The organism is Salinibacillus aidingensis, from assembly GCF_039522525.1.
In the GTDB taxonomy this organism is placed as follows: domain Bacteria; phylum Bacillota; class Bacilli; order Bacillales; family Alkalibacillaceae; genus Salinibacillus; species Salinibacillus aidingensis.
In genome coordinates, this window is the sequence record NZ_BAAADO010000002.1 from 474389 (window position 1) to 500915 (window position 26527).

At 40.9% G+C, this 26527-nt stretch carries 27 protein-coding genes and 1 pseudogene; 14 read left to right on the plus strand and 14 right to left on the minus strand.

The genetic code is table 11. From position 1 onward, the window contains the following. Positions 1-42: 42 nt before the first annotated feature. Positions 43-1710, minus strand: coding sequence for an acyl-CoA dehydrogenase family protein (locus tag ABD006_RS05905; RefSeq protein WP_343838718.1), 1668 nt, complete (start codon positions 1708-1710; stop codon positions 43-45). Between the two features lie 516 nt (positions 1711-2226). On the opposite strand from ABD006_RS05905, the gene ehuB reads away from it, so the two are divergent. From ehuB to ehuA, 4 genes are all read left to right on the plus strand, one after another. Continuing rightward, on the plus strand, positions 2227-3156 hold the full coding sequence (ehuB, locus tag ABD006_RS05910; protein WP_343838720.1) for an ectoine/hydroxyectoine ABC transporter substrate-binding protein EhuB: 930 nt from the start codon (positions 2227-2229) through the stop codon (positions 3154-3156). Positions 3157-3229: 73 nt separating this feature from the next. Beyond that, positions 3230-3892, plus strand: a complete 663-nt coding sequence (gene ehuC, locus ABD006_RS05915; RefSeq protein ID WP_343839031.1) for an ectoine/hydroxyectoine ABC transporter permease subunit EhuC — start codon at positions 3230-3232, stop codon at positions 3890-3892. Continuing rightward, entirely contained in the window at positions 3889-4614 is a 726-nt protein-coding gene (ehuD, locus tag ABD006_RS05920; protein ID WP_343838721.1) for an ectoine/hydroxyectoine ABC transporter permease subunit EhuD, read from the plus strand. Before ehuC ends, ehuD begins: the two co-directional genes overlap by 4 nt. Beyond that, positions 4607-5389 carry an ectoine/hydroxyectoine ABC transporter ATP-binding protein EhuA gene (gene ehuA / locus ABD006_RS05925; protein ID WP_343838723.1) on the plus strand — a complete coding sequence of 261 codons (783 nt, stop codon included), beginning with the start codon at positions 4607-4609 and terminating at the stop codon, positions 5387-5389. Before ehuD ends, ehuA begins: the two co-directional genes overlap by 8 nt. Positions 5390-5444: 55 nt before the next feature. On the opposite strand, the pseudogene ABD006_RS05930 reads toward ehuA, so the two are convergent. Next, positions 5445-5576: pseudogene (locus ABD006_RS05930) on the minus strand (multicopper oxidase domain-containing protein); the annotation flags it as partial. Between the two features lie 127 nt (positions 5577-5703). On the opposite strand from ABD006_RS05930, the gene ABD006_RS05935 reads away from it, so the two are divergent. Next, positions 5704-5886: an SE1832 family protein gene (locus ABD006_RS05935; RefSeq protein ID WP_343838725.1), complete on the plus strand. Its 183-nt coding sequence runs from the start codon at positions 5704-5706 to the stop codon at positions 5884-5886. Between the two features lie 592 nt (positions 5887-6478). After that, the gene (locus tag ABD006_RS05940; RefSeq protein WP_343838727.1) at positions 6479-8161 is read left to right on the plus strand and encodes an EAL domain-containing protein; all 1683 of its coding nucleotides are present in this window, start codon (positions 6479-6481) and stop codon (positions 8159-8161) included. A 44-nt stretch (positions 8162-8205) separates the two neighbouring features. On the opposite strand, the gene ABD006_RS05945 is transcribed toward ABD006_RS05940, so the two are convergent. From ABD006_RS05945 to ABD006_RS05975, 7 genes are all read right to left on the minus strand, one after another. Continuing rightward, complete coding sequence (locus ABD006_RS05945) at positions 8206-8385, minus strand: hypothetical protein (RefSeq protein WP_343838729.1); 180 nt, start codon at positions 8383-8385, stop codon at positions 8206-8208. A 58-nt stretch (positions 8386-8443) separates the two neighbouring features. Next, complete coding sequence (locus ABD006_RS05950) at positions 8444-8905, minus strand: DUF6884 domain-containing protein (protein ID WP_343838730.1); 462 nt, start codon at positions 8903-8905, stop codon at positions 8444-8446. A 94-nt stretch (positions 8906-8999) separates the two neighbouring features. Next, positions 9000-10193, minus strand: coding sequence for a beta-N-acetylhexosaminidase (gene nagZ / locus ABD006_RS05955; protein WP_343838732.1), 1194 nt, complete (start codon positions 10191-10193; stop codon positions 9000-9002). A gap of 76 nt (positions 10194-10269) precedes the next feature. After that, positions 10270-10794, minus strand: a complete 525-nt coding sequence (locus ABD006_RS05960) for an acyl-CoA thioesterase (RefSeq protein WP_343838734.1) — start codon at positions 10792-10794, stop codon at positions 10270-10272. A gap of 257 nt (positions 10795-11051) precedes the next feature. Continuing rightward, the gene (locus ABD006_RS05965) at positions 11052-11879 is read right to left on the minus strand and encodes an STAS domain-containing protein (RefSeq protein WP_343838736.1); all 828 of its coding nucleotides are present in this window, start codon (positions 11877-11879) and stop codon (positions 11052-11054) included. A gap of 299 nt (positions 11880-12178) precedes the next feature. Beyond that, positions 12179-13135, minus strand: coding sequence for an L-threonine 3-dehydrogenase (locus tag ABD006_RS05970; RefSeq protein ID WP_343838738.1), 957 nt, complete (start codon positions 13133-13135; stop codon positions 12179-12181). A 175-nt stretch (positions 13136-13310) separates the two neighbouring features. Further along, positions 13311-14507, minus strand: a complete 1197-nt coding sequence (locus tag ABD006_RS05975; RefSeq protein ID WP_343838739.1) for a glycine C-acetyltransferase — start codon at positions 14505-14507, stop codon at positions 13311-13313. A 272-nt stretch (positions 14508-14779) separates the two neighbouring features. Here ABD006_RS05975 and ABD006_RS05980 point away from each other — a divergent pair, with 272 nt between their 5' ends. The 3 genes from ABD006_RS05980 (at position 14780) to ABD006_RS05990 (ending at position 17840) form a co-directional block, all read left to right on the plus strand. Next, positions 14780-15022: a stage VI sporulation protein F gene (locus ABD006_RS05980; RefSeq protein WP_343838742.1), complete on the plus strand. Its 243-nt coding sequence runs from the start codon at positions 14780-14782 to the stop codon at positions 15020-15022. Between the two features lie 191 nt (positions 15023-15213). Beyond that, positions 15214-15900: a CPBP family intramembrane glutamic endopeptidase gene (locus ABD006_RS05985; protein ID WP_343838744.1), complete on the plus strand. Its 687-nt coding sequence runs from the start codon at positions 15214-15216 to the stop codon at positions 15898-15900. Between the two features lie 407 nt (positions 15901-16307). After that, a complete protein-coding gene (locus ABD006_RS05990; protein ID WP_343838746.1) occupies positions 16308-17840 on the plus strand; it encodes an FAD-dependent oxidoreductase in 1533 nt (510 codons plus the stop codon). A 90-nt stretch (positions 17841-17930) separates the two neighbouring features. On the opposite strand, the gene ABD006_RS05995 is transcribed toward ABD006_RS05990, so the two are convergent. Continuing rightward, complete coding sequence (locus ABD006_RS05995; RefSeq protein WP_343838748.1) at positions 17931-18791, minus strand: DUF421 domain-containing protein; 861 nt, start codon at positions 18789-18791, stop codon at positions 17931-17933. 76 nt (positions 18792-18867) lie between these two features. On the opposite strand from ABD006_RS05995, the gene ABD006_RS06000 reads away from it, so the two are divergent. Next, positions 18868-19221 carry a DUF4363 family protein gene (locus ABD006_RS06000; protein WP_343838749.1) on the plus strand — a complete coding sequence of 118 codons (354 nt, stop codon included), beginning with the start codon at positions 18868-18870 and terminating at the stop codon, positions 19219-19221. Between the two features lie 69 nt (positions 19222-19290). Here the strand turns inward: ABD006_RS06000 and ABD006_RS06005 are convergent, their stop codons facing one another. The 3 genes from ABD006_RS06005 to ABD006_RS06015 form a co-directional block, all read right to left on the minus strand. Then, complete coding sequence (locus ABD006_RS06005) at positions 19291-19497, minus strand: DUF1657 domain-containing protein (protein ID WP_343838751.1); 207 nt, start codon at positions 19495-19497, stop codon at positions 19291-19293. 97 nt (positions 19498-19594) lie between these two features. Beyond that, positions 19595-20491, minus strand: coding sequence for an NAD(P)/FAD-dependent oxidoreductase (locus ABD006_RS06010; RefSeq protein WP_343838753.1), 897 nt, complete (start codon positions 20489-20491; stop codon positions 19595-19597). Between the two features lie 84 nt (positions 20492-20575). Continuing rightward, complete coding sequence (locus ABD006_RS06015; RefSeq protein ID WP_044162557.1) at positions 20576-20776, minus strand: cold-shock protein; 201 nt, start codon at positions 20774-20776, stop codon at positions 20576-20578. 249 nt (positions 20777-21025) lie between these two features. Between ABD006_RS06015 and ABD006_RS06020 the strand changes: the two genes are divergently transcribed. Next, positions 21026-21919 (plus strand): FtsZ/tubulin family protein, encoded by an 894-nt coding sequence (locus ABD006_RS06020; protein ID WP_343838756.1) that lies wholly within the window; start codon positions 21026-21028, stop codon positions 21917-21919. A 67-nt stretch (positions 21920-21986) separates the two neighbouring features. On the opposite strand, the gene ABD006_RS06025 is transcribed toward ABD006_RS06020, so the two are convergent. Next, the gene (locus ABD006_RS06025) at positions 21987-24224 is read right to left on the minus strand and encodes a S8 family serine peptidase (protein ID WP_343838758.1); all 2238 of its coding nucleotides are present in this window, start codon (positions 24222-24224) and stop codon (positions 21987-21989) included. A gap of 196 nt (positions 24225-24420) precedes the next feature. On the opposite strand from ABD006_RS06025, the gene ABD006_RS06030 reads away from it, so the two are divergent. The 3 genes from ABD006_RS06030 to ABD006_RS06040 all read left to right on the plus strand — a co-directional run bounded on the left by ABD006_RS06030 (position 24421) and on the right by ABD006_RS06040 (position 26456). Further along, positions 24421-25314 carry an SGNH/GDSL hydrolase family protein gene (locus tag ABD006_RS06030; RefSeq protein WP_343838760.1) on the plus strand — a complete coding sequence of 298 codons (894 nt, stop codon included), beginning with the start codon at positions 24421-24423 and terminating at the stop codon, positions 25312-25314. 93 nt (positions 25315-25407) lie between these two features. Continuing rightward, a complete protein-coding gene (locus ABD006_RS06035; protein ID WP_343838762.1) occupies positions 25408-26025 on the plus strand; it encodes a YpmS family protein in 618 nt (205 codons plus the stop codon). A gap of 260 nt (positions 26026-26285) precedes the next feature. After that, the gene (locus tag ABD006_RS06040) at positions 26286-26456 is read left to right on the plus strand and encodes a hypothetical protein (protein ID WP_162038889.1); all 171 of its coding nucleotides are present in this window, start codon (positions 26286-26288) and stop codon (positions 26454-26456) included. The last annotated feature ends 71 nt before the right edge of the window (positions 26457-26527 follow it).

Genomic DNA, 26527 nt, shown 5'->3' on the forward strand with positions numbered 1-26527 from the left:
GTGCATACTTTATAGTACCGGCATTCCTGTTAATTGTCAACGTTAAACGTTCAGTTTCATTTTCTGCGGATTCATGATTTCATCAAAGTGTTCAACCGCTATCCTTTCATCATCCAGCCCCTGATAATGAAACAAGCCATCCATAAATAAGGCAGCTATCTTTTGATCCCGATCTGTTTGTGACCGTTTCAGAGCATGGGTGGCCAGGTAAATATCTGTCATAAATCTGGCAATTCTCCGGCTGTGGTAGGTTTGCACCGATTCATTCTTACCCTGAATATAGGCAATCATATTCTTTAATTCCTGCAGAGAATGTCCTATTCGTTCTTTATATTTCTCTTCTGCCTGCACATTAGATAAATGATGCTCCACTTCTCGTATAAATATTTCGTGTACCCGGTATTTATGCATTAATCGCAAAACTTCCAGGGACAAAATATTGTCTGTTCCTTCCCAAACGGTAAGAACCTGGGCATCCCTCAGCAGACGAGGTGTAACAAAATCCTCAATATAGCCATTTCCACCATGAAGCTCAATCGACTCATGGCTAAAGTCAATCGCCTCTTTTGCTGTACGAGCCTTCAACAGTGCAATCAGCAGGCGATTCATGGCCACTTCTTCTTCGGTCCTGCTGCCTCGGTCCCGCATCACCTGATCAAAGAGCTCAATGGATTCAAATAAGGCGGATAATTGAACTTCAAACCTTGACTGAAGATTCGCCAGGGTTTCCTGAACCATAGGGTACTGAATGATTTTCTGACCAAAAGCCTCCCGCTCATCTGCATATGCATAGCCTTCCTTCAGAGCACGCTTCATAATCCCGAGTGAAGCTGTTGCGTTACATACCCTTGATAAATTCAGGGCTTCCATCATATAGTAAAAGCCCTGATCCGGTTCGCCAACCAGGTACGCTTCCGAACCTTCCAATTCAATTTCAGCGGAAGGCACCGCACGTACACCGAGCTTATCCTTTAACCGGCGTACTTTTATATGATTCGTTCGGCCATTGTCTCTTTTCCACGGGACCAGAAACAGACTGAGACCCTTTGTACCGGCCTTGCTTTCTTCCGTTCGTGCAAGCACAGCTGCGACTCCGCACTGTCCGGAATTGGACGCAAAATACTTTTCTCCATATAATCGGTAATGATCCCCATCTCTGACTGCCTTCACTTCATTCGCGCCCACATCCGATCCGCCCTGCCGTTCCGTTAAAAAGGTTGCTCCTTCATATAATTCCTCATTTCCGGTTGAAAGCACGTGGGGAAGAAACCTCCTTTTTAAGTCCTCATCTGCATACTCATCAATCAGGTAGGCCACTGCCATTGTAAGCGTGACTGGACAGTAAAATCCCGGTTCCACCTGGGAAAGCAAGTAGCCCTGGGCATAAGAATACAAATAATTTCCCTTTCGGCCTAAATCAGGGATTGGCTTGTGAACATATCCAACAATACCTGTGTTATAGGTATCCTCGACTGTTTTTTTATAGCCTTCATTCACCCAGATTTCAGAAACATCCTCCCCATAGCGATTGTATTTGATTAGTCTGGGCTGACCTTCCCGATCTGTGTGTACGGCTCTCGGATCAAATTCCTGATAACACTTATGATAAAACTCTTCCAATTCTTTTTCTGCATACTGATATAGCTCAGGGTCCAGCTTTTCCTTAAGTATTTTCAACAATAAATACTCCTGTTGATGAAAATCTTTCATTTCATCCACCCTCTCCTCTTTATATCCGTTTTAATAAAATTTTCTGAATATTTAAATTATAGCATTTCCTTATGAATTTTTTAAGGTTCCAGCTCCGAAAACTTCCAATCTTAATTTTTTCTTTCATGGCAGCATTTTTGTAGGACAAATTGCATAGATTTGTAATGACCTAATATTCAGATTATTTGGAATAACAGACTATTCCGCAACTTAAAGAAGTAATACTCAGCATACTCAAGCTTAACTCGTCTCAGTTGTTTATCTCCAAATATTTACTAATTAATAAAGTTATATCCAATTTGAAGAAACAAAACCTTGAGTATAAAGTAATTTATATAGGCGAAAAACGACTGCATCTACAATTTGCCAGCGCACTTTATGCTCACTTCTGGAGGTGGTACATAAACATTTGCAAGTCGCAAATTAGTAGATTGGCAGTACAGCAACAGGCACTATTCATTATAGAAACATTTAAAAGTTTATTTAAAAAATCTTTTGGGAGGGGTCAATAGACCAATGAAAAAACTATTATCAATTTTTGCTTTAGTACTGACTGTATTCTTAATAACAGCATGTGGGTCATCTAGTGAAACTGATGGAGACACAAGCGGTGATAATGGAAATAGTGGTGAACAATCCAGTGATGAAGGTTCAGGAGAAGCCAGTGGCAAACTTGCTGAACTAAGAGAAGCTGGCGTTGTAAAAATTGGTTTTGCGAACGAAAAGCCATACGCTTATCAGGATGAAAATGGTGAACTTAAAGGGGAAGCCGTTGCGATTGCAAAGGCTGTTTTTAAAGAGTTAGGTGTTGATGAAGTAGATGGTCAGTTAGCTGATTTCAGTCAATTAATCGCAGGTGTGCAGGCTGGTAAGTTTGATGTTGCTACAGCTGGTATGGCGATTACACCTGAACGTTGTAAGCAGGCAGACTTTGGTGAGCCTGAAATCCAATATGGTGAAGGTTTGATTGTTCAAGAAGGGAACCCATTAGATCTTCATAGCTACTCAGATATTGCAGATAACCCAGATGTAACGGTTTCTGTAATGTCCGGTGCTACTGAAATTGGTTTCCTGAAAGAAATGGGAGTAAGTGAAGATCAAATTAGTGAAGCTCCGGATATTCCGGCAACGTTCGCAGCCGTTCAATCCGGAAGAGCAGATGCAACGACTGGTACGGAAATGACCATTAAAATGGCATTAGAATCTTCTGATCAGGATGCACTTGAGTTCGTTGAAGACTTTGAACAGCCTGATATAGAAGGCGTGCCAAGCTATGGTGCTGCCGTATTCCATCAAGACAATGACGATTTGAGAGAAGCTTACAACGAAGTACTTCAACAAAAGAAAGAAGACGGTGAAATATTAGATCTCATTACACCATCTGGTTTCAGTGAACGTAACCTCGTACCTAATGATCTAACCACCGAAGAATTATGCCAGGGATAATGGGGAAATAAAATTACTTTAACAGACCCCCTATTCAGGGGGTCTGTTTTCTAATAGGAAAGGGTGAAAAGCGATTAGTACCATAATTGAAATTTTTGATGTTTTACTTCGTGGAATTAACATCACTATCACTGTACTGCTTGCATCGGCCGTATTATCCTTTATCATCGCCTTTCTCGCCGGGTTCGGCCGAATTGCCAAGAACCCCATCATTCGCAAGTTTACAGGATTTTATATAGAAGTATTTCGTGGTACTTCTTTAATTGTTCAGTTATTCTGGTTTTACTATGCTTTACCAGGTTTATTTGGAATTGATTTAGGTACAGATTTCTGGGCAGCAGTCGTAGCCATATCTATGAACTACGGCGCTTATATGTCTGAAGTCGTTCGAGGATCTATTCTTTCTGTATCCGATGGTCAGAAGGAAGCAGCGACTGCCCTTAATATGTCCAGATTTCAACGTATGAGATTGGTTATCTTACCTCAGGCCGTACGTATGATGCTACCGGAATTCGGTAACTACCTTATTCAAATGCTGAAGGCAACTTCACTTGTCTCTCTCATCGGTTTAACCGATATTTTATACCACGGCGATATATTCAGAAGTACAAATCTATCGCTGGCACCTACAGTTTACCTTTTAATTCTCGTCTTTTACTTTATTTTAGCCCTTCCTCTAATCTGGTTAACACGTTGGGCAGAAAAGCAATCATCGAAGGGAGTGGCTACTGAATGACTTGGAGCTGGAATTATGTCTGGGAATCACTCCCATTAATTTTTGAGGGAATGTGGATTACACTGGGACTGACCATTGGCTGTTTTGCCTTTGCCATGCTCTTTGGGTTTGTATGGACTTTTCTACGACGCATACCATGGACGTCTGTTCAAAAGCTTGTAGGATTTCTATTGGAGTTTATCCGATCCACGCCTCCACTCGTACAGCTATTCTTTCTATTTTATGCATGGCCGATGGTACCTTACGTTGGGGTAACACTTGATCCAATATCCTGTGCAATTTTGGGATTAGGCGGACACTTTAGTACGTATATTTCAGAGATTTACCGGTCTGGCATTGAGTCCGTTGATAAAGGACAATGGGAGGCTGCAAAAGCATTAAATCTATCAACAGGTAAAAAATGGACAAAAATTATCTTACCACAGGCGATACCTCCAACCATTCCAATGTTAGGGAATTACCTCATTATTATGTTTAAAGAGGTTCCATTAACAGCCACAATTGGAGTTACCGGTATGCTTCATGCTGCTGAATCCTTTGGAGCCCAGACGTTTGCATACGTAGAGCCCTTAACACTAGTGGCGTTGTTCTTCCTTGCTATGAGTTATCCATCAGCTGTTCTCATAAGGAAGCTGGAGAAGAAATTTAACCGTCGCTTTGATAAAAAGAATCCGACTGGTACGAATAATAATATGGATAAAGGAGTGGCAGTAAATGGCTGATCCCATTGTACGATATAAAGATGTTCATAAATCATTTGGCGAGGTTGAAGTATTAAAGGGCATTGACCTTGATATTGCCCCTGCCGAAAAAATTGCATTGATTGGTCCAAGTGGTTCCGGAAAAACCACGATTATTCGAATGCTTATGACCCTTGAGGAGCCTACTTCCGGAGTTATTGAGGTCGATGGACGCCCGCTTTGGCATATGGAAAAGGAAGGAGAACTTGTCCCTGCGAATGAAAAGCATTTGCGTGAGGTTCGAGGAGACATCGGAATGGTGTTTCAGCACTTCAATCTCTTTCCACACATGTCTATTTTAGATAACTGTATGGTTGCTCCTGTTCATGTAAAAGGAGAGCCAAAGGATGAGGCCAGACAGCGTTCCATTGAAATGCTGGAGAAAGTTGGTCTGGGAGATAAACTGGATAACTATCCAAGCCAGTTATCCGGCGGACAAAAGCAGCGTGTCGCAATGGCCAGAGCACTTGTTATGCGTCCAAAGGTGATGCTATTTGACGAGGTAACCTCTGCTCTTGACCCTGAGCTTGTAGGAGAGGTTCTGGAGGTTATCCGGGACATTGCAAAGGAAGGGGAAATGGCCATGATACTCGTTACACACGAAATGGAATTTGCCCGTGACATTGCTGATCGTGTTCTGTTCCTTGATGAAGGGACGATTGCAGAAGAGGGATCTCCTGAAGAAGTACTGGAAAATTCCAAGAGTGAACGTTTACAGTCCTTCCTCAGTCGTTTCCGTTCTTCATCACCATCTTAATAAGAACGTTATAAAAGGGATGCCAGCTGTCTGCTGATCCCTTTTATATTCTAATCTATTCCGTTACTTCAATTAATCCCTTAGCACCCTTAGTTGCGTGATTGAATTGGTGAGTTACGAATGGGAAGGTTCCTTCTTCGGTTACCGTAAATTCTACGACTGCTCCTCCACTGGCTGGAAGCATGACAAACGCTCATCTATGTCCGAATTGTGAATAAATGATCTGAAGTACAGATAACCCTTTCCCTCGCTTCCTCCTTTGTATCATGGTAAACTCTAAGAAAATGAATTTTTAAAGGGGATGAGAGAAAATCATGGCAACAAAAAAGGAAATTGAACAGGAGATTGAACAGCTTAAAATGGATTACATACGCATTCAGGGTGATTTAGATAAGCTGGAGGCTACAGGCGGAAGAGTTTCTCCACTCGAAAAAACCCTGGAACGAATGGAACAGCAGCTGGCCGATCTGAGAAAACAACTGGAAGATGCAAAATAATAGAATGAAGAGTTCATTGCAACTATGCAATGAACTTTTTATATTTTATAGATTAGAATATATAAAGTGAAACTTCCGTCAGTGGGGGGCTCCATCCCCCACTGATGGTTAGTTGAACTTATCAGGAGTTTACTGGCCGTTTCCCCCCACACTTAGTCTTGTTAAGGTACCCTCAAGAATTGAAGTGGGGATTACGGCCAATTAATACGTGATAAAGCTGATGGCTGTGGATAAGATTTCAGAAAGAGGTTATTCCGCATTTGTGCTATAACCGACATCATTCGCCATTAATTTACATTTTTCCAAGACTATTCGATCACCCTACCGTAGCCCATATCTCCTATTCCCCATCAGATAGCCTTTATAGAATTTTCTTTAAAAAATAAACATGATATGATGAAACCGAATGCAACATTTTCCGACAGAGTTAAAATAAGGATGACATCCCTTTTATTCTCACTAGATTTCATCAGGTTTAAAGTGAATCTTCCATCAGTGGGAGGATTACGCCAGTTAATGCGAGATAAACTGGCTTTTTCCCTAAATCTGCTGACGGGATAGCGCCAGTCATTACACGATAAAGGTGGTACATATGTCAAACCAGGAAAATCATTATATGTTCTTTAATGAAGAGGAGATGTTTCAGCTTTTTACATCTTTATTCGATATTGTATTTTTAATGAAATATGAACCACCTGATCAATTCCGCTATCTAAAAGTAAGCCAAACAGCGAAAAAGCTGGCCATGCTTCATGATGAAGATATTGGGAGAACGATAAGAGAGATCTTTCACCAATCCGTGGCTGACCACTTGATCGGATATTATCAACAAGCTGTTACGACAAATAAAAAAATAACCTTTCGTGATCGTATGAATATTAATTCAGAAAATCGCTATGGGGAAACCATATTAATTCCGTTTACTTACGAGAATGTGACCTATGTGATTGGGCTTACCCGTGACATTACACATGTGGTCAATTTAGAAAACAATCAGGGAAATGATCCGATTACGGGACTTCCTTTTGTTGACAACTTTATAGAGCGGTTAGAGACTACACAGCACACGAAAAAGTTTGAGGGGTCCGTATGGTACCTGTTTTACATTGGTATTAATCAGCTGTCCTTTGTTCAGTATTCGAACCAGAACGTGGAGACCGATCTGCTAAAGGAAATCACCAATCGGCTGCAGCGCTTCCTGAAAAATGAGGACCAGCTTAGCCGGGCTTCAGGAAATGAGTTCATCATCGCCGTCCGATCCACTAGTCATAATAAGTCTGAACAGCTTGCCAGCCAGATATATGAAGCCATTCAGCATCCCTATCAAACCGAAGAATTCGAAGTTGTTGTTCAGCCTTCCATCGGTGTTGCTAAAATGTCACCTGAGGACTACAATGTACAGCAGACGGTTACCGATGCCTTTCATGGAATGCTTCAGGCCAAATCAATAAAGGATCGGCAAATCTTTATTACATTCGCCCAGACTCATATTGAAAGCAATTTACGGCAGAAAACCCTGGAGCAGGATCTGGCCTATGCTCTCCAGCACAACGAACTGGAAATATACTATCAGCCAAAGCTTGATATTCGGAGTAATGAGTTCAGTCTTGAGGCCCTGCTGAGATGGAATCATGCTAAATATGGACTGATCCCCCCAAATGAGTTTATCCCGATCGCCGAAGAAAACCATTCGATTCAATCCATTGGGCGCTGGGTGCTGAAACAGGTCTGTCAGGATATGCATTTACTAAAGAAGGTTATACCAAATATTCGTGTTGCTGTTAATATATCTCCTGTACAGTTGAACGAATCAGCCTTTGTTGATTATATAAAAGAAACCGTTGCCGGATATCAAACGAACCCTGAAGACATTGAGTTGGAGATTACAGAAAATGATCTGTTGAACCTGGATGCAGCACAAAAACAATTTGAAGAGTTATCAGATGCAGGTTTTTCGATTGTGCTCGATGATTTCGGGACGAACTATTCTTCCTTAAATTACCTGAAGGAGCTTTCGGTGCAAAAAATTAAAATTGATAAATCCTTTATTATGAATATGGATTACCATCAAAAAGACCAGCAGATTGTGCAAATGATCATTAAGCTGGCCAAAAACCTGGAATTGGAGGTTACAGCGGAAGGGGTCGAAAAAAGAAAGCATATCGACATGCTTTCAAAAATGGATTGTACGGAAATTCAGGGATATTACCTGAGCAAACCCCTTCCTCTTCAGGAAATCATAAAGAAATTAGAGAGTAAGCAAATGGAACTGTGAAAAAATAGTGGGTATGCCTGTTATTTCGGCATACCCACTTTTGTTTACCTTTTATCTGTTCCTCTTATTCCTTTCCCTTTTCTTCCCTGTTTGGAATTCCGGTTAAATCCCTTCATTGGGTCTTCATCCGTATATTCCGCAGAGAACTCCATATCAGGGGTACTCTCCGCCGGTGTCTGGTTCGTTTTCTTTGCAGCTTCATAAGCCGTTTTTCGTTTTGTCATGGGATACCCTCCTTTTTACGATTTAGTTTTTGATAAATCGCAAAAAGGATACGTAACGTTACAGCATCCTTTTATTGTTAATAGCATCCTTCAGGCTCTTCTGCATAGCCCCAATTCCCTTTGAGCCGTGTAAAGGATAGTGTAAAGAAGCCTGAGGAAAAAGCTGCTCCATAATCGGCTTAAACTTTTTCCCGCCCAGCATCACGACCCTTTTTGCATCTGAAAGGCCCTTTTCACTAAGCTGCTGGCTCATGCGTTCTACAGATATGACATCAGGATTCTTTTTCATACTGAAGGACAAATTATAGGTTTCCGGAACAAACTCATCGGGATTCAGAATTCCATATTTAGGCGAAATAATAACCCAATGAACATTGATCATTTCTACATACTGCTGCAGCAATCGATGAAAGGTTCCTGTATAGGCCTCACAAGCCTTCACACTGCCAAGCTCCGGCTTATGGTCCCAGATTTTCGGTTTCCCGGAAGGAATGACATATAGCTCATTCAAATTCTCCAATACTTTCCCCTGCTTTCCTTAAAACAGTCTCTTTTATTATATCAGACATGTTTTCTCCTGATATTCCTTATCTCCCTAACGATTATTTTAAAGTTCAGTTGCTTGCTTCCATGTTTATCAAGAGCTCTTTAATTTTCTGGTTGATCTGGCTTATATCAGCCCGGGAATGCTGATCATTATGGATATTGAACTGACGCTTTTTATCTAGTATCCGATAAACACTTTCGTTAATGCGTTGTTCGGATAAATCCCCTGTCTTTACCGCCTGCTTCAGTTTTTTGAAGGTTTCCGCGACATTTTCCTTTTGATGAGCGATTAACAGGATATCACTACCTGCTTTTACCGATTGTACAGCTGCATCAGCCACTGTATATTGATTGGTGATTGCCTTCATCGTTAAATCATCCGTGATTACCAGGCCTTCAAATCCCATTTGATTACGAAGCAACCCCTGAATCATCCTCTTAGATAGAGAAGCCGGATACTTATTATCAATGTTGGGTACGGATAGATGTGCCATCATTACAGCATCGGCATTCCGCTTAATCGCTGCTTTAAAAGGCTTAAGCTCTAAATCCTGAAGCTCCTCTAATGATTTGCTTACGACCGGAAGTTCCTCATGGGAGTCAAGGGATGTATCCCCATGTCCCGGAAAATGCTTTACAACCGGAATTACTCCCGTGGCCCGTATACCGTTCATTACAGCCAACCCGTGCTTTGTTACTTTTTCTGCTGTGGAGCCAAACGCCCTTCTCCCGATAATTGGATTTTCCGGATTCGTATTAATATCAAGAACAGGGGCAAAATCCATATTAAAGCCGAGGGGCTGAATCTGATTAGCCAGCATATTTCCGTATTGAAAGGACAGCTCCGGCTGATCCACTTCACCTACTTCCCTGGCATCAGGAAGGGCTTTCAACTCATCAGGGACCCTGCTTATTTCCCCACCTTCTTCATCAATCCCCAAAAATAGAGGAATTTGTCCCTTATTCTTATGCTTTATATGATTTAACAGCTTTGTAGTCTGCTCTACATCGAGGAGATTTTCTTTAAATAGAATGAGTCCCCCTACGTGATAGTCCTCAATATAAGCCTTCACTTCCCCGTTCAAACGGGTCCCCTCAAAGCCGACAAGCAGCATCTGACCAATTTTCTCGTCCAGACTGAGGGACTCAATCTGCCGTTCAATATCATCAGGATGTTCTTTTGGATCGCTGCTCCCAATTGTATAAGGGAAAATAATCATGACAATAAAAATAAAAGCATACAGCCACGCTTTTTTAAGCATTACAACACCTCGGTTGAATGTAATAAGGGTTATTCCTGTTGTTTCTCAGTTTAATCATACTCGTACAATAGAGACGTTATGCTCTGAACCATGGCAAATCTGTTCCAAATTTTTCTGCCATATCCTTGGAATCCTTTTTTCTTCCCTTCCGATAATCCGCCCGTTTTTCCGCACCCTGATGGAGCCACTGTTCCTCTTCTGTTTCCGGATAAACCTGCGGGACAGGGGCAGGCTTACTATTTTCATCAATGGCTACCATTGTAAGGAATGCCGTTGCACAAATATTTCGCTCCCCCGTAAGAAGATTCTCCGTTACAGCCTTTACGAATACTTCCATAGACGTTTTGTGTGTATAAGTGACAAAAGCTTCCAGACAAATGGTATCCCCCTCATGTACAGGGGTAAGAAAATCCACTGAATCCGTAGAAGCCGTCACAACCGTTTTTCTGGCATGACGTGATGCGGCAATAGCTGAAACATCATCAATATAAGCCATGAGCTTCCCGCCAAAAAGTGTTCCATGAGCATTCGTGTCTGGAGGGAGCACATGCGAAGTTTTCACTGTTAACGAATGTTTACAAGGTTTTTTTTCATTTTCCATTATTGCTTTCCTCTCTTCCTTTATTCAATCTTTCCTAATTCTTAGTTTTCCTGTTTCTATTAAATTCATCCATAACGGGGTGAATGATAAAGTGAAACTTCCATCAGTGGGGGGCTCCATCCCCCCACTTAGTCTTGTTGGGTTACCCTCAAAACTTGAAGTGGGGGTATTACGGCCAGTTAATACGTGATAAACTAATTTATATCAAAGAAGTAGGCGGATGGTCAAAAAGAGCAGCTTGCCTGTTTGGCAGCTGCTCATTGAGAAAATTCACTCATATATTCACTTAATGTTTGCTGTAAGGTTGCTTTGGTTTCGACGTCCAGTTTTCCGAAATTCATAAATTTACGGACCAGTTCCGGACGAATGCCTGTAAGCAATGGTTTACATCCCATCATCTTAACCCCATCAATTACCTTTAAAATTTGACTGATGGTATCTTCCTCCATATCCACGACTCCGGAAAAGTCCATAATTAACGTTCCAATACGGACTTTGCCAATTTCCATCAATACCTGCTCTTCGATAATGCTGGCCCGGTTATAATCAATGGTTCCAATTAAGGGAAGAACGCTTATGGTGGAGGTAATCGGAATAAGTGGAACTGATAATTTTTCTACCAGCCGCTTATGTTTCTCAATCAGTTCATCCTTATACCTTGAATAGCTTATAAAAAAGGCGTTCAAAAACTCATCCATTTGATCATTAATTTGTTTTTCCTGCGTATAGAAGTGATCAATCGTCGCCTCTTTATTATGCTTCTGATCATATTGATACAGGAAAAACCACAACGTTCTTCGGATTGCATTTACCCATTCCAGCTTAAAAGCTACGGTTAAAGAGTGCTTGGCCCAGGCTATGCCTTCCTGTCTGGCAAATGCCACAACCTCTTCGTGCTGCTCTTCAACAATATATAACACTAGTTTATGAGCATTATTAATTAAATTAATATTACCGATGCGATGAATTTCATCAATTTTATCCCGTACATTGACCGCTTCTTCCAGCAAATACTCTTCAAATTGATCACGATTATTGACTAAAAAGCTTTTCATATCCTGTCCTTCTTGAAAATTCAATTCCAAAGAACATCGCTCCCTTAGCTACTAAGTAAGTTAAAATAAAATGATTAAAAAATGCCTATGTATAAAAAAAAGGTATAATTAGTATAGCAAATTTCTAATATTTAGTCATCGTGTTTTCTATATATACAGTTACAATCATGCAAATAGGGGTTGTAAAGTTGTATCTGCTCATTCGTATACGTGGCATGGCCAATTTCTACGTAAAATAGCATATCAACCAAACAGTGGGCTGATATGCTATTTCCACTTTCATCGTATTCCTCGGGTATACTACATTTATTTTTTCATATCCAGGATTATTACGCTTCGTTTGTTGCTTTTAAAGAAATTTTCTCAAGCATATCCTTCGTCATCGTTTGTAAATCATAGTTTGGCTTAAAGCCCCATTCGTCCTTCGCTGCACGGCAGTCAATGGAGTCCGGCCAGCTTTCGGCTATAGCCTGACGGGCGGGATCTACATCATAGGTCAACTGAAAGTCAGGGATATGATGTCTGATTGCTTCAGCAAAATCCTCTGGTGCAGCGCTTATGGCCGATACATTAAACGCATTTCGGTGGACCAGGCGGCTGCTGTCGGCTTCCATCAGTTGAATAATCGCCTGAATCGCATCTGGCATATACATCATATCCATATACGTTCCGGCTCCAATATAGGAAGTGTAGGCTCTTTTTTCCTTTGCTTCATAATACATTTCTACAGCATAATCAGTTGTTCCGCCTCCAGGCTTGGTAACATACGAAATTAGGCCGGGAAAGCGAAGGCCACGGGTATCCACCCCGAATTTTTCATAATAATAGTCACACAATAGTTCTCCGGAAACTTTATTGACTCCATACATCGTGTTCGGGCGCTGGATGGTATCCTGAGGGGTTTGATCCTTTGGGGTTCCCGGACCAAAGGCACCTATCGAACTCGGCGTAAAGAATTGGGTGTTCATTTCCCGCGCCACCTCCAACGCGTTCACAAGCCCTCCCATATTAATGTTCCAGGCCAGCTGTGGGTTCGCTTCTGCTTTTGCTGACAAAAGAGCTGCCAAGTGGATAACGGTGTCCACATTGTATTCCTTCGCTAAGGAAGCAAAATGTCCAGCATTCTGAACGTCTAATATTTCAAAAGGACCGGAATGAACGACCTCACAATCCTGTTTACGAACGTCCGTCGCAACAACAGAAGCATCTCCATATTCCTGCCGAAGCTTCATGACTAACTCAGAGCCAATTTGCCCCAGCGCTCCGGTAACCAATATTTTTTTCATTGTCGTTCCCCCTGCTTCTCCTCGTTGTTTCATAATAAAGTGAAACTTCCATCAGTGGAGGGGTTCTCCATCCCCCACTGATGGTTAGTTGAACTTATCAGGAATTTACTAGCCGATTACCCCTCACCTGCACATTTCGTTTCAGGAATGCTTAAAGGCAGGGGATTACAGCTTGTTAACGTGATAAAATTCCCAATTCTTTACCAATCTTCTCATACACCCCAAGTGCCTGATCGAGCATCTCTTTTGTATGAGCCGCTGTAGGCATATTTCGAACTCTTCCTGTACCTCTTGGAACGGTAGGGAATACAATCGATTTGGCGTAAACCCCTTCTTCAATCAGCCGTTTACTGAATGTCTGCGTTGTATTTTCATCACCAATGATGACCGGCGTAATCGGTGTCTCACTATGACCAATATCATAACCGAGCTGCTTCAGACCATTTTTGAGATACTCACTGTTCTCCCACATTTTCTGCTGAAGCTCCTCACTCTCCATAATCAAATCAATGGCTTTAATCGTTGCAGCCGCATCTGCCGGGGTCACTGCTGTGGAGAATAAAAATGGACGGGAGCGAACCTTCAGCCAGTCAATGAGATTTTGTTTCCCGGCTACATAACCGCCAATAACGCCAATTGCCTTTGACAGCGTCCCCATTTGGAAATCAACTTTATCCTGAAGACCAAAGTGTTTAACCGTTCCTGCTCCCTTTCCAAGCACACCGGATCCGTGAGCATCATCCACATAAGTCATAAGGTCAAACTCTTCGGCAATTTCTACAATTTCAGGAAGTCTGGCTACATCTCCATCCATGGAAAATACCCCGTCGGTTATAACCATAACTTTATTATATTGACCGGATTCCACCGCTTCCTTCGCTTTCGCACGAAGATCATCCATATCCGAGTGATTAAAACGAATAATTTTGGCACGTGATAACCGGCAGCCATCAATAATCGAGGCATGATTTAATTCATCGGATAAAATCGCATCATTTTTGTCCATAACAGCAGAAATGGCTGCCATGTTGCAGTTAAAGCCTGACTGATAGGATATCGCGGCTTCGGTTCCTTTAAATTGTGCCAGCTTTCTCTCCAGTTCATTATGCAAATCCAGCGTCCCGTTAATTGTACGTACGGCACCTGCTCCCACACCATGGGATTTAACGGCCTGAACGGCTTCATCCTTTAAACGCTCATCCGTTGCCAATCCTAAATAATTGTTGGATGAAAGATTGACAAGTTCCTTTCCATTGATGGTAATGACAGGCCCATTGGCTCCTTCTACCGTATCAATCTCGTTGTACAATCCCTTTGTTTTTAAGTCTGCTAAATGTTCATCTAAAAAGTGCTGCAGCTTTTGACTCGTCATCATATCCCTCCTCAGCATTTTCCTGTATATACATTTGTCTATATGATGTGTACATTATGTTTAAGTTAAAGCTTGCTATTACAATTTTATTATAGCATATATTTTATCTATGTTCATTTCAAAAGGACAACAAAATTCTACATATTTCCTTTTTGCAACTAGTACACCTTCATCATTTTTTGCCATACTCCGGCAGCCGTCTATGCTCAAATGAAAATCTTGAATAGGATGATAATGGACAATGGATGATTACGTGCTAAGGAGGGAAGCAGATGGATCGAGGCTTTTTCCAGAACGTAGAGAAATCTACCGGTGTAAAGCAGGATGACATTATGAGACTCGTAAAATCCGTGCAAAGTGCAGATTTAAGTAATGAAAGAACCGTACGAAAATTGATTCACCAGGTATCCAAAATGGCCAACAAACCAGTATCTAAGAAAACAGAAGATCAATTGGTGCGTTCCATTATGAATAAACAGATTCCGAGCATGAATGATTTGAAGAAAAAATTTTAAGGCAACGGATTCGTGGGAGATTTCCTTCATGATCTCCCACTTTTCATTTGTTTGATGAATGGATCCCTGACAAGCTGCTGTGTGGTCTGAGATTCATAGTTCATAGATTCTGTACATTCCGCTCAAGAACTGGGGAAAAATCCCCGCCATGCCTTTCCATTTTTGCTATACTAAACCCAGGTGATAAAGCTATGAAGCGAAAACATGTATTTACCCTTATATTCTTATCCCTCATCAGTTGTTTTCTGATGTTCATGATTGAGCAGGTCTTTAAAGCAACATACGTGCCGAAATCATCGGCCAAAATATTTCTGTTTTTATTCGCCCCTCTGCTGGTCATTCGGTTGATCTGGAAGCAGCGTATCCTGGTTTTTCTAAATCTAAAGGAAATCGACTGGAATCGCTTAAAAGGCGGATTCGGACTGGGAATTGCTGCATTTATTATTGTTTTATTGAGCTTTATTCTGCTTAAAGACTATATCAATATGGACGGAATTACAGGGGATTTAAGATCACGATTGAACATTACACTTGAGACGTATATTTTTGTAGCGATTTACATTACATTTGGCAACTCATTGCTGGAGGAGTTCTTTTTCCGGGGATTTATCTTCTTAAAGCTATACCAGGCGAATTACAAAACGTTTGCCTATTTATTCTCTTCTTCCCTTTTTGCTATTTATCATATGGCAATCTTTGCGACGTGGTTCAATATTTGGCTTATCCTGCTTGCCATCGTCGGACTTTTTACCATTGGAATCATTTTTTGCTGGTTAAACACAAAGTCCAACAATTTTTTAAACTCCTGGATTCTGCACATTTTAGCTGATATTGCTGTGGTTTCGCTTGGATTTTACTTATTTCAGACAACATCATAATTTTATTTTCAGAGAACGGATGCCTCCGTTCTCTTTTTCTTTGTTATGTGATAAACATGACTAATTCGCATGGTCATAAACTGGACGATAGGATACCTTAGCGGAGGAAATATACGTAGACTCCAGCGGGAGGAAGGCCTAGGTGAGACCCCGCAGTGCGATAGCATGAGGAGGATCACCAGCCGCCCCGGCAAAGAAGACACTACGAAAATGACCAAAGGGAGTTTGAGTAGGTGTCGCACTTGTACCCCCTGGGTGAAAGCGAAGTATATTTCCGGAGCGGCGGTTCTACACCCACGCCTCGCTGACCTGATCGATCAGTTGCCTCCGCTTTTCTTTTCCGTATGGTTTTGCTTTATTTGGAAAAATTAGTATTAGTGCTATGAATTGTAAAGGAGGAAAAGTCTATGAAAAACCAAATGCCTTCCTTTCCGGAGCCTTTCTGGAGAGATTCTGTTGAATTTGATCGTTATGACTCTCTTGATAAGGATACAGAGGCCGATGTTGTCATAGTTGGCGGAGGGATAACCGGGATTACAGCAGGCTACTTACTGCAAAAAGAGGGTATGAATGTCGTTATTCTTGAGGCCAGCAACATTTTAAATGGGACCACCGGACATACAACAGCAAAAATAACGGCTCAGCACGATATCATTTACGATGAGTTGATTAATCATTTCGGTCTGGAGAAGGCCCACGACTATTATGAAGCGAATATGAGAGCCAAAACATTCATCGAGGACATAATTAAAGAGCACGATATTGATTGTGATTATAAAGAACAGGACGCCATCATCTATTCTACGTCTGATCAGACACAAATGAATTTGGAAACCGAATGGAAAGCCTATGAACAGCTTGGGATTGAACGGGATTTTCTCGATGATGTTCCCCTCCCTATTGATGTAAAAGGGGCTCTCGTTATGAAATACCAGGCTCAATTCCATCCATTAAAATACTTAAAGCACCTGGTGGATGATTTTCTTCAGAATGGCGGAACCATTTACGAAAAAACCACCGCCGTGGATGTACAGGAAGAGGCTCGCCCTAAAGTCATTACGAGGCCAGGACATAAGGTAGCTGCCCAATATGTCATCTCTGCTTCCCACTTTCCTTTTTACGACTTCAAAGGGGGCTATTTTTCCAGAATGTATGCCAGCCGTTCCTATGTGCTCGGAATTAAAGCAAACAAGGAATTCCCCGGCGGCATGTATCTCAGTGCCGATCAGCCCACCCGCTCATTAAGATCCGCTTCTTATAACGGCGAGGAAATGATTATTGTAGGGGGTGAAGGACATAAGACCGGTCATGGCACCAATACGATGAAGCATTATGAAGCTCTGCAGGATTTTGCCAACAGAACGTTCGGCATTCAGGAGTTTCTGTATCGCTGGTCTGCCCAGGATTTGACCACATTGGATAAAGTTCCTTACATTGGGCGATTCAAAAGCAATGAACCAAACATCCTGATTGCCACCGGATTCCGCAAATGGGGCATGACGACAAGTACTGCAGCCGCTCAACTTTTAACAGATATTATTTTAAAGAAGGATAATCCTTCTGAAGAGCTTTACCGCCCATCACGATTTAATGCAGATCCAAGCCTTCGCAAATTTGTCGGTCAAAATCTGGATGTAGCCGGTCATTTTGTAAAAGGAAAAGTCGGAATGACATCGAAATCCATTGATGACCTTAATCCTGAGGAAGGTGCTGTCGTTAAAGTGGACGGGGAAAGAGCCGGAGCCTATAAAGATAAAAATGGAAAGCTGTATGTTGTCAATACAACCTGCACCCATATGGGCTGTGAGCTGGAATGGAATAACGGTGAGCACACCTGGGACTGCCCATGTCATGGTTCCCGTTTTTCCATTGAAGGGGATGTAATCGAAGGCCCTGCTGAACGGCCATTAAGTCAGATTGATGTGGAAGATGGTTCTTAAAAGCTGCTGATACCCACTTTCCCACCAGCGTGGATAATTGGTCCTGCAATAAAACGAACCCATAAGCTAAGCAAAGCTTATGGGTTCGTTTCATTTTAACAGCGGATTTAAATCATTAATTAACTGCTGCAGCTGCTGAGATTGTTCATAATAAAGCTGTTTCGTTTCCTTATCTTTGGTCTGTAAAGCAAAGCCTTCGAGGTCCGCCTGAATTTTTCTCAGCTGGGCAGCGAGCAATGGTTTCTGTTGAATTTGCTGATCATCCGTATCATCTACATATAAGTCAACATAAACATTTCCCTTTGAATCAATTTGAGCCAGAAAGACATCCGAAAAGTTTTGAGCTCCCTGCTTGTTAATCTCTCCCAGCAGCCATTCTTTCGTATAGCCGTATTCCTTTAACTTCTTTTCAATTAATTTACCGTCGATAATAACGATTTGCGGCCGGTGCTCTTCTTCTACCATCATGCCCATTGTTTGTGGGGTCAAAGGCTGCATCCCACTCTTCATCATGACACTTACCTTTCCGTCTGTCTCAAGAACGGCCAGCTCGACATCAGATACTTTAAAAGCATTTTTCTCCCTCAGCTTGATTAGCAAATCATCAAACGTAAAACGGACCTTCTTTAAGTTTTCTTCCAGTATCTTACCATTTTCTACTAAAACCGTTGGCGATCCTTCCACAATATCCCGAAAAGCTAAGGATTTAAGGGCTATGTAGGAAATGATAAATAAGAAAATCGTTAAATAGATAAGCGCCAGAATTCCATTTGTAATTTTGACCGCTTCGTTAATCGCAATCGTTGCAGAAATACTTCCTATTGTGATTCCTACAACATAATCAAAGAAGGTAAATTGAGAAATCTGTTTTTTGCCCATAATTCGCGCCAATATTAATAACACAGTAAAAGCAATAAAGGTCCGTACCAATATTAATAAAAGGTCCGGCATGTGAAAACCCTCCTATCCATACATATTTTCTCCATTTCAAGAGAAAATATGAGCAGAAATGTCAGAAAGGAAGTGAATGATGGTTAAAAAGCTGATTTACATGACGTTAATTCTATGTATTATAACAGGCTGCTCGGCTACACAGGAAACAACTAAGAAATTTAATGAATATTTGAACCAGCTGGAAATGTCTATCCAAACAAACGATTGGAAACAGGCAAATAAGCAGGTGAAAAAGGTAAAAAAACAACATGATAAAGAATTATGGAAGATGCAATTGCTTGGAGAAGACCGAATTTATGATAACATTCAACTTTCAATTAGTCATCTTAAAGCTGCGGTAAAAGCCGAGAATAAAAAAGAAATTATAAAGCAAACGGAAACAATCAGATTCTATGTTACAGAAATTTTTGGAAAACAAAAGGATTGACGTTTATTTTATAATTTCCTAAACAGTTAAAAAACCCTTGCCAGCAAATACTGACAAGGGTTTTTTTACTTAAAATCCTTTATATTCAGGCTCTTCCTGTTCAATTTGCTGCACGCGGGGCTCAAGGGTCTGAATTAAGGATTGCGTTTGCTGAGCCGCGTTATTATATACCTGCTTTGCTTGTTGGTCCTGTGTTTGAAGTGCGAATTGTTCCAGGCTTGCCTGTGCACTTTTCAGGCCTGCTACCGTCTGTTTTACCTGGGCTGATACAGTCATTCGCATTCCCTCCCTTCAAATAGGCGGTACATCTTTATTATCTGCTCCATTACGCTCCTTATAAATGGGGATTTTTGTTACTTTAAGAAAATTCAGCTCAGCTTTCCTTAAGCAAGGTTTTATGCATCCAGATGGCTGCCTGTGACCCCTCTCCCATCGCAATCGTGACCTGTTCCGAATGGGCGACCACATCTCCCGCGGCCCAGACATTGGGTACACTTGTCATTTTCGTGCGGGGATTGACAACAATATGGCGATTCTCCAGCCGCTCTGCTCCCAGCTGTTTTCCAATATCGGATCTCACTTCATTCCCTCCAAATGCGATAAATCCTTTTTCGGCTTTAATCTCCTGACCATTGTCCAATTTAACCCCACCAAATTGATTTCCGTCTGCCAGCACGTCTGTTATGGACATCTCATAATAGGAAATACGTTGTTTCTCAAGCTGCTTCCTTTTTACATCATCCACATCTGTGCGTTCGTGATTGACATAGATCAAATCATCGGTCCAGTAAGATAGGGTTAAAGCCATATTTGCGCCAGGATTTCCAGAGCCTAAAACCATGGTCCTTTTATTCCGAATCTCATGACCATCACAGTCCGGACAGACATAAATACTTTTTCCGAGACATGGATAAATGGCTTCAAAAGGAGGGAAACGATCCATTACACCTGTCGCTATTAATAACAGCTTCCCCTTATATTCTTCACCCTCTTTTGATTGCAAAAGGAAATAATTCTTTTCATTATGAGCGACTTCAATCTGATCACCAGCAAAATGTACTCCCAGATCACGTGCTTGTTGCTGTCCAATCTCCCGCAGATATGGACCACTGACTCCATCCGGATAGCCCAGTATATTGTGATAGCTTCTGCATAACGTCGATCTTCCGTGGTTCGAATCGATGACTAAGACATTGTGTTCATATCGGCCTAACTGTATAGCAGCCTGAAGACCTGCTATACCTCCACCAAGGATAATGGCATCATACATATACGGATCACTTCCTATGGCTCAAACATATTTAGTAGAAAAAGAAAGGTTCTAACGATTCGCTCGTTAGAACCTCTGTTTACGTTACTCCTTTGTAACGTTTGCGGCTTGTGGACCCTTTTGGCCCTGCTCTACATCAAAAGAAACGGTTTGACCCTCTTCCAAGGTCTTAAAACCCTCTTCCTGTATTGCAGAATAATGAACGAATACATCGTCCTGACCTTCCACTTCAATAAATCCATAGCCTTTTTCTGAATTAAACCATTTTACTGTTCCTGTTGCCATTTCGATCCTCCTGAATAAAGCTTTACTTATGTGATACTCATCAATATCACTACATTTATAATATGTGTAAAAATCCAAAATCCATACAAATTCCCTGAAAAAAACACAAAAGTAGTCACGACTTTATGACAGTGGATGACATCATTTTCAGAGCTTGTCCAGTATAATGGACATAACACGGCTTGAAACATCAGGAGTCTTTAAAGATCAGCAAACCGGAAAAAAAGACAAAGTGGTGAGCAAAATATGGTGAACAATGTAAAGATTTACAAGCTAAAGCATAATGAGTTTGAAACGGATTATTATCAATATGCCCCTCATATGAATCAGGACGATTTCTGCTTTTATCAATTTGTCGGCGGTAATCCCAACCAGACGGAGCAGTTAATTGATCAGCTGCACACAATCAAGAATGAAAAAGCAATGTTAGTCGGAATTTTCCGCTTTCCCTTTCAATTTGAAGGGAAAAAGCGCTTTGAAACAGCCATAGATCAGTACTATCATATGAAGGAAATTTGCGATTCCGTTGCCTTTTTCCACGGAGAGGGTATGCTTGATATGATTCATTCTGACACGACTGTGGTTGAGGCAAACAACTACTTCAGTTCGCTGGAGGATGAACTTGTGGATGCTCTAGAGAACATGGTAAGTGTACCTGGCGAAATGAACATCGATGTCCAGGATATTAAGCATTTTATTAAACAAAATGATGGACCCTTATTTTTGCACACCATAGAATCTGATTCCTTTGATCAGCCCTTAAAAAATATGATTTCAGCCCCTTATCTGCCGGATAATTATGCCGACGGAAAGCAGATGATTCTAAATATCGGTTATACTCGAGAAGTGGATATGGAAGCCTATCGTCAAATCAATCTTCGCCTTCACGATATGTTTCATAAGGCTGACTTAGTTAAATTAGGCTCCTATTTTATTGACAGGCCCGGGAAGAAATTTAAAATTACGCTGCTTGTCAATGGCATTGAGGATCCCTTTCCTCAACCGGAGCATTTTTCCAAAACCTCTTCAAAGGCTTTAAAGTTTAAGAAAAAATGGGAGAATTTATTTAAAAGAAGCCGGGAAGGAAGAGCATCCCAGTCAAAATCAGCCCACACCTCTTTCTCCCAGGAGCGCCATCCTTAGTCATGTGGAGAAATATAATTTTTGGTTTACAAATTTTTTAACGAGTTCCTGCACAGGAGCTCGTTTCTTATTGAAGTGCCTGTATTTTTGCACGAATTTCTATAGGAATGACTCCGTATCCACCTAAAAACACAACCTTACTTTCGTTAAGGTTTAAAAGCCATTCCTTTAATGGAACACTTAGGTTGTTTTTTGGATTTGCTAATAATATAGGATTCTGGGACATTGCAGCCAGAGGTGATCCGGACAAAGCATCAATAAAACTGGTACCACTCGCAAAAAAGACCTTTGATAAGTCAAAGTCATGAGTATACCTTTTTACAATTTCCACACTGGTTTGATAACGATCTGGACCCGCAACCCTTTCAATATCCTTTACTCCCATTTGTTTTAATTGTTGAGCTACATTTGAAGACACAACACCTTCTCCTCCAATGATGGTTACTTTTGTAATTTCTGCATTCTTTATAAAACGAGAAACTTCATCAGGCAATGTATCATATCGGGTTAACAAAATAGGTATTTGCTTCATTCCCGCATACGAAGCAATGGATAAGGGGTCTGGAGACGTTTCTTTACCCGTAACTAAAAATACTTCTGACACTTCCTGATTTATATGAGAAGCAACATCTACAGCTGTTCCGTATCTCGAGGTTCCATAAATACGATGGACTTCATACCCCTGCCCTTTCAAATGGGATTCAATCGATTTTGAAACTGCACCCTCACCTCCTAATAAGTAAATCTTTTGCGGGTTCAGTCTTTTGATCTCTGTCTTTATAATGTTCGGGATTTCAGTTGACTTTGTTAATAATAAAGGAGCATTATACTGTTTTGCGATAACACTGCCCGTTAAAGCATCGATTGGTATATCACCTCGTCCTAAACATACTACTGTTGATCCTTTTCCCCAGCCATACCTGGATATTTTTACACCCGTTTCATATCTTGTTGCCCCATGAAGACTTAATCCATAAGCTGTTTGAATGAGGCCGTATCCATAATTTGTATCCCTACCTGGTTCACCAAGGTCTAAAACATTTGTATTTAACATTTTGCGGATATCACTACTCGAAAGGTCTGGATTTGCTTGTTTTATCAAAGCTAAATTAGCTGCTACATACGGAGTGGCCATAGATGTCCCACTCATTGTCCGATACGTGTTATTGAGATATGTGCTATATATTGATTGTCCAGGCGCCGCAACTTCTGCAGTGTTGCCAACGGAAGAAAAACCAGCTCGTGTATTCGCATTTGTTGTTGCCATTACCGCAATTACTGATGGGTAACGAGCTGGATAAGCTATAGTATCACTAGTTGCTGCTCCTTCATTTCCTGCAGCTGCACAAATAAGAATTCCTTGGTCATTCGCCTTATCCACAACCATTTTTAGAGAACGAGACGCATATTCAGCACCAAGACTTAAATTAATAATATCCATTTCATTTGCAATCGCCCAGTCTATAGCAGATATCACATCAGATTCATACCCATCCCCATTGGAATCTAAAACCTTTAAACTATAAATAGTAGCATTATGGGCTAATCCTACAGAACCTATTTGATTATTTTCAGCTCCAATAATTCCCGCAACGTGAGTTCCGTGACCGTTCTCATCAAAATACTGTTCCGGACTTCCTATAAAGGAGTGACCACCAGCAATATTGAGATCTTCGTGTGGATAAATGCCTGAATCGATAACGGCAATATCGACACCTTCACCTGTATAATTAGACTGCCAGGCTAAATGCCCGTTAACCTTTTCTATTCCCCAATCCTCTTGCTGTGCCGCTGCTTTTACAACCTGGTCTTTTTCAACTGAAATAATTCCTGTTTGCTCATTAGCCAGTCTTTTTACCTCCTCTTCAGGTAACACAGCTGTAATAACAGGAATAGATCTTGCTTCATTTAGAACAACACCATCCACATTTTCAATTGCCTCTTCATCAGGTTCATTTTGAAAAAGAACATTGACAATTGTCCCTTCTTGAGTGGATAATATTTCACCGGTATCGGTATCAATCTTGGCATGATATCCTAATACTGATCCATCATTTGTTTTTGCTTTATAAGTAATTTCATATTGATTATTGGTATTTGTATGAGATTGACTGACAGAATTGCCCCCTGTACTGCTAAGATTCATATACTTATGATTGCTTTGAACCACTTTCTGTTGCCATTGTTGAAAGCTTCTGTCATTCTCAACCTTATTCAGAATGTGATGAAATGACCATTGATTTGTTTCATTATTTACACATGCCGCTAAAATCAAGAAAAGAAGCAGTATAAGTATTTTTCGCACAGAATATCACCTTTAATAATTTTTTCGTATTTAGCTTACCCAAGAAACTCCTTCATACTAGACAAAAAAATAATGAATATAATACAAAATAGATGCGTTACGATTAAACTTTAACGAAATGAATCTGTTTCTTCTTAAATAAAATTGGGAAACGTATAAAGAGAATTAAACCAGTTCATTGACAGGTGTGGATGATATGAGAAAAATACTAGTGACGGTTTTCATGCTGTTATTGGTTGTCGCAATCGGCTTTGTGATCTATCCGCCAGGCAGCGGGGATTTCCAGTCAAACGGAAACCTGTCGCAGAATAGAGAGCCTGGAGCGGAACAGTATGAATCAGAGTCAACCATAAAAAATGAAGAAGATACTATTTCCGATAAGGTATCACAAACGGTAACGGATGTCGTCGAAAAAACGATTGACTTTTTTGTACCTAAAACGCTAAAAATTGCAGCGATTGGGGATTCTCTCACACAAGGCGTTGGTGATGAAACGGAAAATGAGGGATATGTAGGGGTATTAAGAAATCGCCTGCAAAATAGTAATGTTGACGAGCTGGTTATTGATAATTATGGAAAAAGAGGGAACCGAACGGATCAGCTGCTTACCCGTTTAAAAGAAAATGAGGATATAATCAGCTCAGTAAAAAATTCGGATGTTGTCCTGATCACCATTGGGGCAAATGATATCATGAAAATTGTAAAGCAGAACTTCACCTCGTTATCCTATGAAATGTTCAGAGAAGAACAGCCCGCTTATCAGAAACGTCTAAAGGAGATTTTTGAGACCATTCGCCAATATAACAGCGAAGCACACATTATGCTTGTTGGTTTATTCAACCCCTTTGCACAGTACTTTGAAGATATCCCTGAATTAGATAAAATCATTATGGACTATAACTTTATTGGGCAGCAGGTCGTGGCGGATTACAGTCCGGCTACCTTCATACCCATAAAGGATCTATTCATTAACTCAGATAAAAACCTCTTTGCCGACGATCACTTTCACCCGAATTCACAAGGTTACGAGTTAATGGGTGAGAGGATTTTATACTACGTCAAGCAAGTGTATGAAATTGAACAGAATTGAATAATAACCGCTTTATTACTTTAAATATGATGTCCTGCAGATATATTTATTACCTGAAGCAGGCGGAAATGATTGGGGATTGGAGAATCGTTTATGTTTAAGTCGAAAAATAAATGGAAAACCTTGTTTTTCGGAATAGCCGGAATCAATCTGTTGATTCTAATCTGGCTGATTTTATTAATCTTTCTGCCGATCGCTGGGGAAACAAATCCTTTTACAGACAAAAAGGAAGTGGACAAAGGAGATGCTGAATTTACTATATCTTCCACTAAAGAAAATCTAAATAAATTAGTCAATACCTATTTAGATGAATTATCCAAGCATACAGATATTGAATACAGCGTAAATATTGAGGACAGTGTTCAGCTCATTGGTACCATTAAAGTGTTTGACCAGCAAGTCCCATTAACGGCCCGATTTGATCCAATTGTTCAAAATAATGGGGACCTCATGCTCAGGCTCCATTCAATTTCACTGGGAAGGCTCGAGCTGCCAAACAAACGTGTGCTGGATTATGTAAAAGATAACTATCCGATGCCCGAATGGGTTAACGTAAATCCCGGTGATGAAACCATTTACGCAGCTATTACGGAGATGGAAATGAAAAGTAACTTTAATATAGAGGTAACCAGCTTTAATCTGAAAAGCAATCATCTTGCATTCAGAATCAGGGTGCCAAATAAAGCCTTTGATCTAAGCAAAGCCTTTTAGCAGAACAAAGGCGTAAGCGCCCGTTTAGCGACGTACGGACTGGACTGAGCCGCAGGAGACAAAGGAAGCACGACGAAACTTTGTTGAGTCGATGTTGACTTATTGTACGGAGGTGAAGTCTCGCTAGTCGCTGGGCGCTGGAGCCGGACGTGGCCTTTCCAGCGGAAGCACCTTTAGAAGAAAAACTTACTATTATCGTTTGTATCGTTTTTGTTCATAATAACCCTAGATTTCCGGTTTTTCTGAAAGGAGGCTTATTTATGCGACTGCCACAGGCTATGGCCTATACAACGATTGCCATGCAAAAGCTGGGCTATACTCGACGGGAAATGGAGAGCATTACCAATACGATGCTGGAACAATATGAAATTTACGGGGAAGATGAAGCTGAACAATTAGCCGATCAGATATTATTTGAGGACAAGCATTAGACCGCTTGCCCTCTTTTTATGAGTTTTTCGCATAGGTTGTTGTTAGGTCTTTGAAATAGGCTCCGATTTAC

Bases quoted from the DNA above. Each gene is read 5' to 3' on its own strand.
- ABD006_RS05905 (WP_343838718.1), bottom strand. From the start codon at position 1,710: ATGAAAGATTTTCATCAACAGGAGTATTTATTGTTGAAAATACTTAAG.
- ehuB (WP_343838720.1), top strand. From the start codon at position 2,227: ATGAAAAAACTATTATCAATTTTTGCTTTAGTACTGACTGTATTCTTA.
- ehuD (WP_343838721.1), top strand. From the start codon at position 3,889: ATGACTTGGAGCTGGAATTATGTCTGGGAATCACTCCCATTAATTTTT.
- ehuA (WP_343838723.1), top strand. From the start codon at position 4,607: ATGGCTGATCCCATTGTACGATATAAAGATGTTCATAAATCATTTGGC.
- ABD006_RS05935 (WP_343838725.1), top strand. From the start codon at position 5,704: ATGGCAACAAAAAAGGAAATTGAACAGGAGATTGAACAGCTTAAAATG.
- ABD006_RS05940 (WP_343838727.1), top strand. From the start codon at position 6,479: ATGTCAAACCAGGAAAATCATTATATGTTCTTTAATGAAGAGGAGATG.
- ABD006_RS05945 (WP_343838729.1), bottom strand. From the start codon at position 8,385: ATGACAAAACGAAAAACGGCTTATGAAGCTGCAAAGAAAACGAACCAG.
- nagZ (WP_343838732.1), bottom strand. From the start codon at position 10,193: ATGCTTAAAAAAGCGTGGCTGTATGCTTTTATTTTTATTGTCATGATT.
- ABD006_RS05960 (WP_343838734.1), bottom strand. From the start codon at position 10,794: ATGGAAAATGAAAAAAAACCTTGTAAACATTCGTTAACAGTGAAAACT.
- ABD006_RS05970 (WP_343838738.1), bottom strand. From the start codon at position 13,135: ATGAAAAAAATATTGGTTACCGGAGCGCTGGGGCAAATTGGCTCTGAG.
- ABD006_RS05975 (WP_343838739.1), bottom strand. From the start codon at position 14,507: ATGACGAGTCAAAAGCTGCAGCACTTTTTAGATGAACATTTAGCAGAC.
- ABD006_RS05980 (WP_343838742.1), top strand. From the start codon at position 14,780: ATGGATCGAGGCTTTTTCCAGAACGTAGAGAAATCTACCGGTGTAAAG.
- ABD006_RS05985 (WP_343838744.1), top strand. From the start codon at position 15,214: ATGAAGCGAAAACATGTATTTACCCTTATATTCTTATCCCTCATCAGT.
- ABD006_RS05990 (WP_343838746.1), top strand. From the start codon at position 16,308: ATGAAAAACCAAATGCCTTCCTTTCCGGAGCCTTTCTGGAGAGATTCT.
- ABD006_RS05995 (WP_343838748.1), bottom strand. From the start codon at position 18,791: ATGCCGGACCTTTTATTAATATTGGTACGGACCTTTATTGCTTTTACT.
- ABD006_RS06000 (WP_343838749.1), top strand. From the start codon at position 18,868: ATGATGGTTAAAAAGCTGATTTACATGACGTTAATTCTATGTATTATA.
- ABD006_RS06005 (WP_343838751.1), bottom strand. From the start codon at position 19,497: ATGACTGTATCAGCCCAGGTAAAACAGACGGTAGCAGGCCTGAAAAGT.
- ABD006_RS06010 (WP_343838753.1), bottom strand. From the start codon at position 20,491: ATGTATGATGCCATTATCCTTGGTGGAGGTATAGCAGGTCTTCAGGCT.
- ABD006_RS06015 (WP_044162557.1), bottom strand. From the start codon at position 20,776: ATGGCAACAGGAACAGTAAAATGGTTTAATTCAGAAAAAGGCTATGGA.
- ABD006_RS06030 (WP_343838760.1), top strand. From the start codon at position 24,421: ATGAGAAAAATACTAGTGACGGTTTTCATGCTGTTATTGGTTGTCGCA.
- ABD006_RS06035 (WP_343838762.1), top strand. From the start codon at position 25,408: ATGTTTAAGTCGAAAAATAAATGGAAAACCTTGTTTTTCGGAATAGCC.
- ABD006_RS06040 (WP_162038889.1), top strand. From the start codon at position 26,286: ATGCGACTGCCACAGGCTATGGCCTATACAACGATTGCCATGCAAAAG.